Source organism: Vibrio sp. OPT46, from assembly GCF_015163535.1.
In the GTDB taxonomy this organism is placed as follows: Bacteria; Pseudomonadota; Gammaproteobacteria; order Enterobacterales; family Vibrionaceae; genus Vibrio; species Vibrio alginolyticus.
In genome coordinates this window covers 1,694-3,050 of record NZ_JADDYG010000564.1, presented here as the reverse complement: position 1 = coordinate 3,050, position 1,357 = coordinate 1,694, and the positions used below count along the sequence as shown (strand labels likewise).

Here is a 1,357-nt window from a genome sequence, read left to right as displayed (position 1 = left end):
GTTCGAGGGTTTGGAAGATCGAATGATACATTCGACAAAAGTGCTGACGCCGCCCAAGTAATGATCAATGCCCAGAAGAACAAAATCGCAGGATCAGGAATTTTGTTACCTGTCCTCTCGATAAAGTTTAAAAAGCGCTCCATCCCGCTCGGCTTCGATGATGGTGCCTTATTTACAGCTTGGTTACTCATGGTAACTCCATAGTGAATGATGTTGGTGCCAAGGCCTATTTGAATAATTATAACGACCTACTATCCAACGAGTATTCTAGTAAACACTAATGGAGAAAGCACAAGGTTCTAGATTTTTTTTCATAATTGGAGACATATTTTGCAAAAACACCACTTCAATTAAACATAATAAAAACAGTAGCACATCAACTCGATTAACAGTTCAAAAACCATTTATTAACCGTGACAAATCCGGTATCAAACAGGAATTACACCCGCATTTGTCTCAGCCCATGCATGCAATTGAACTTAGTTTTCGAATTCACTGTACTGTGAAATCATAGTTTTCAGCTGAACGGATTGCGTCTGCCCCATTCTATCTTCCCAACTTGTTGTGATGATGATCGTCTTTAGTGAACCTGATACAGTAGCAGGTGGCACATCCCACTCCACCGTGTACGCTCCAGTGGCGGAAGATCCTGTCACGATAGAGGCAAAACTGGCAGTAGAAATCGTAGAAAGCGCATCCGAAGCACCACGCGTTCGGAACCATTCAAGCTGGTTCTCTGTTAGACGCAGTGCTTCAATACTTTTTATGGCATATTCGGATTCGCGTTCTAGATACACGTTTAGCTTAGTTAAACCTAGAGCCCCAACACCGATAAGTAGAAAAGAAATTAGAACTTCAAGAAGGTTAAAACCTTTTTGTTTAGAGATCATTCCAGGAGCCTCGCTGCCACTTTAGTTTCTCAATGTACTTGCCGCTCTTTCCACCATTGTAGGCAGGTATCAAAGATCCATTTAATTTTATAGTTCTATCTTCTGCATCTAACCCTATCCCGCCATCAAGCTTCAATGAACCATCTAGCAAAAAAGCATATTTATTAAAGTCATTATTAATATCATGCTTGTGAAAAGAAGTAGGGATTACACCTATATCATTTTTAGAATCAAAAAGATCAATCCATATTTCTTTAACATCCAACACAGTTGGCTTTGAAAGGTATTGGTAAAGAAGTCCATCAAAATAACTCATACTTTGACTGTAGAGAACACCATCATAAATAATAAGCTGAATAGCATTATCTACAGGCTGAGTAGTAGAACCAAAAATGTTTCCTGATATTGCGCAACTGCCATCGACCCAAAACCTTCGTTTTCCAGCAGCGTAAGCATTAGCTAACTTA

2 protein-coding genes and 1 pseudogene are annotated in these 1,357 nt (G+C 39.6%); all 3 read right to left on the bottom strand.

Annotated elements, in window-relative coordinates:
• Positions 1–191: AbgT family transporter (locus tag IQR33_RS22760; RefSeq protein ID WP_193844066.1), on the bottom strand; the 191-nt coding region annotated here is incomplete at its 3' end.
• A gap of 288 nt (positions 192–479) precedes the next feature.
• Positions 480–890: a type IV pilus modification PilV family protein gene (locus IQR33_RS22755; RefSeq protein ID WP_031780848.1), complete on the bottom strand. Its 411-nt coding sequence runs from the start codon at positions 888–890 to the stop codon at positions 480–482.
• Positions 880–1,357 (bottom strand): annotated as a pseudogene (locus IQR33_RS34055) (hypothetical protein); the annotation flags it as partial. The gene IQR33_RS22755 and the pseudogene IQR33_RS34055, both read right to left, overlap by 11 nt.